The organism is Mesorhizobium sp. M4A.F.Ca.ET.050.02.1.1, assembly GCF_003997725.1.
Classification (GTDB): domain Bacteria; phylum Pseudomonadota; class Alphaproteobacteria; order Rhizobiales; family Rhizobiaceae; genus Mesorhizobium.
Genome location: NZ_RZSG01000657.1, coordinates 1 through 3,408, shown reverse-complemented (window position 1 = coordinate 3,408; position 3,408 = coordinate 1). Strand labels below are relative to the sequence as shown.

At 65.7% G+C, this 3,408-nt stretch carries 3 protein-coding genes; all 3 read left to right on the top strand.

Annotated elements, in window-relative coordinates:
• Positions 1-17: 17 nt before the first annotated feature.
• Positions 18-956: a cell division protein FtsQ/DivIB gene (locus tag EOA33_RS28815; protein ID WP_127407187.1), complete on the top strand. Its 939-nt coding sequence runs from the start codon at positions 18-20 to the stop codon at positions 954-956.
• Positions 953-2,260 (top strand): cell division protein FtsA, encoded by a 1,308-nt coding sequence (gene ftsA, locus EOA33_RS28810; protein WP_126053902.1) that lies wholly within the window; start codon positions 953-955, stop codon positions 2,258-2,260. The genes EOA33_RS28815 and ftsA overlap by 4 nt, the downstream gene beginning before the upstream one ends.
• A gap of 68 nt (positions 2,261-2,328) precedes the next feature.
• Positions 2,329-3,408, top strand: a 1,080-nt coding sequence (gene ftsZ, locus EOA33_RS28805; protein ID WP_127407186.1) for a cell division protein FtsZ, incomplete at its 3' end; no start/stop codon positions are given.

Below are 3,408 nucleotides of genomic sequence, written 5' to 3'. Positions count from 1 at the left end.
ATGGTGGAGGACGCTTCGTGTCTGCGTTGAGGTGGGGACAGGGCAAGGGGGCGGGCGCCGGGCCGGCGCTGTTCGGTCTGCCATTGTCGTTCGACCATTTCGTGTTGCCGCGCATGTTTCGCCGGCCGGTGCGCGTCCTGGTGCGCCTCGGCGGTGGTGAATTCACCGCCCCGCCTTTCTCCGCTGCGATCCTTTCGGCTGTGCTGATTGGGTCCGGCAGCGCCTACGGCGCCTATCTTGGCGGGCAGATCGACGGCGTCGTTCAGGGCATCACGGCGCGCACCGGTTTCGCAGTCGATCAGATCAAGGTGGTTGGCAACCGCGAGACCTCCGAGATCGACATACTGGACCGGCTCGAGCTTGACGGCTGGACCTCGCTGATCGGATTCGATGCCGAGGCCGCGCGCGAGCGGATCAGGACGCTACCCTGGGTCGAGGTCGCGGCGGTACGCAAGGTCTATCCGCATACGCTGGAAGTGCGCGTCGAGGAGCGTGAGCCTTTCGCGCTCTGGCAGCAGGGCAATTCGCTTTCGGTCATCGAGCGCGACGGCCAGGTCATCGCCCCGTTCTCAGGCGGCAAGCAGGCGCTGCTGCCGCTGATCATCGGCACCGGCGCGCCAGCCACGGCGCCGGACTTCCTTGCCAAGGTGAAGCGCTATCCCGAGCTTGCGGCGCGAGTCAAAGGCTATATCCGCGTCGGCGAGCGGCGCTGGGACCTGAAGCTGGAGAACGGCATCACGGTTAAGTTGCCGGAAGACGGCGAAGACCAGGCGATCGCCGAACTGGTCAGGATGGACCGCGACAACGGCCTTCTGACGCGCGACATCGCAGCCGTCGACATGCGCCTGTCCGACCGCCTCGTCGTGCAGTTGACGCCGGAGGCGGCGACGCAGCGCGAGGCCACGCTCAACGAAAAGCCGCAGAATCTGAAGCGCAAGCCGGAGACGAAGATATGAGCTGGCTTGGCGGCAACAGCGACGCCTCCTCGCGCCGGTCCGGCACGCTGACGGTGCTCGACGTCGGCTCGAGCAAGGTTTGCTGTGTGGTGGCGAAGCTGAAGCCGCGTGAGGACGGCAAGCTTTTGCGCGGGCGCTCGCATCGCATCCAGGTGATCGGCATCGGCCACCAGAAATCGCAAGGCGTGAAGTCGGGCGTGGTCGTCGATCTCGACCGCGCCGAGCATGCCATCCGTCTGGCCGTCGACGCCGCTGAGCGCATGGCCGGGCTGACGGTGGATTCGCTGATCGTCAACATGACCGCCGGAAGGCTGAAGAGCGAGACCTTCTCGGCCACGATCAATCTCGGCGGCCATCAGGCCGACGAGGCCGACATCAAGCGCGTGCTTGCCGCCGGTGCCAAGCAGGCGTTGAAGGCCGAGCGTGAGGTGATCCATTCGCTTCCAGTCGGCTTCTCGCTCGACGCCGAGCGCGGCGTGCGCGATCCACGCGGCATGGTCGGCGACACGCTGGGCGTCGACATGCATGTGCTGACAGGCGATTCCGCGCCGCTGCGCAACCTGGAGCTCTGCATCAACCGTTCGCATCTCTCGGTCGAGCGCATGGTGGCAACCCCCTATGCCAGTGGACTTGCCGCACTCGTCGACGATGAGCTCGAGATGGGCGCCGCCTGCATCGACATGGGTGGCGGTACGACGACGATCTCAGTGTTCGCGGAAGGCAAGTTCGTTCATGGCGACGCCATCGCTATCGGCGGCAATCATGTAACGCTCGACATGGCCAAGGGCCTGTCGACCTCTCTCGATGCCGCCGAGCGGCTGAAGGTGATGCACGGTTCGGCGCTGCCCGGCAGCGCGGACGATCGCGACCTCGTCTCGATTCAGCCGATCGGCGAGGAAGGCGAGGTGCCCTTGCAGATACCGCGCTCGATGATGACGCGCATCATTCGCGCCCGTATCGACGAGACGCTGGAGCTTTTGCGCGACCGGCTGAACAAGTCCGGCTACGGCAATGCCGTCGGCAAGCGCGTTGTGCTCACCGGCGGCGCCAGCCAGCTTTCCGGTCTGCCGGAAGCAGCGCGCCGCATCCTCGGCCGCAATGTGCGCATCGGCCGCCCGCTCGGCGTGGCGGGCCTGCCGGAGGCGGCCAAGGGGCCGGCGTTCTCGACCCCGGTCGGGCTTTTGATCTATCCGCAGATGGCGAGCTTCGAGAGCCATTCGGTGAAAGGAATTTCCGGTCTCAGGATGACTGGAACGGGTGGAAAACTGCATCGCATGAGTCAGTGGTTGAGAGACAGTTTCTAAAATTGACGGGGACAGCCCCATAGGCGGCCGCAGCGGCGAAGCGGCGGGAAAGGGAAAAGACGGAGACAATGACCATCAATCTGCAAAAGCCGGACATCACCGAGCTGAAGCCACGCATCACCGTGTTTGGTGTAGGCGGCGGCGGCGGCAATGCGGTCAACAACATGATCACCGCCGGCTTGCGCGGTGTCGAGTTCGTGGTGGCGAACACCGATGCGCAGGCGCTGACCATGTCGAAGGCGGAACGGCTGATCCAGCTTGGCGCGCATGTCACCGAGGGTCTCGGCGCCGGCTCGCAGCCGGAGGTCGGCCGCGCGGCGGCGGAGGAATGCATCGATGAGATCATCGATCACCTCTCCAATACCCATATGTGCTTCGTCACCGCCGGCATGGGCGGCGGCACCGGCACCGGCGCTGCCCCGGTAGTCGCCCGCGCCGCGCGCGAGAAGGGCATTCTCACCGTCGGCGTCGTCACCAAGCCGTTCCACTTCGAGGGCCAGCGCCGCATGAAGACGGCCGACTTGGGCATCGAGGAACTGCAGAAATGCGTCGACACGCTCATCGTCATTCCCAACCAGAACCTGTTTAGGCTGGCCAACGACAAGACCACCTTCGCTGATGCCTTCGCCATGGCCGACCAGGTGCTCTACTCGGGTGTCGCCTGCATCACCGACCTGATGGTCAAGGAAGGCCTGATCAACCTCGACTTCGCCGACGTCCGCTCGGTGATGCGCGAGATGGGCAAGGCGATGATGGGCACGGGCGAAGCTTCGGGCGAGGGCCGCGCCATGGCCGCCGCCGAGGCAGCGATCGCCAACCCGCTGCTCGACGAGACCTCGATGAAGGGCGCCAAGGGCCTGCTGATCTCGATCACCGGCGGCCGCGACCTCACCCTGTTCGAGGTCGACGAAGCCGCGACCCGCATACGCGAAGAGGTCGATCAGGACGCCAACATCATCCTCGGCGCCACCTTCGACGAGGAGCTGGAAGGCGTAATCCGCGTCTCGGTGGTCGCCACCGGTATCGACAAGTCGGCGGCCGAAATCGCCGCGGCACCGATCTCGATCCGTGCCGCACCGCAGAAGCCGGTCAGCCGTCCTGCCGCCCCGGTCGCGGAAAGCCGGCCGGCGCCGGTCCAGCAGCAGACC

Bases quoted from the DNA above. Each gene is read 5' to 3' on its own strand.
- ftsA (WP_126053902.1), top strand. From the start codon at position 953: ATGAGCTGGCTTGGCGGCAACAGCGACGCCTCCTCGCGCCGGTCCGGC.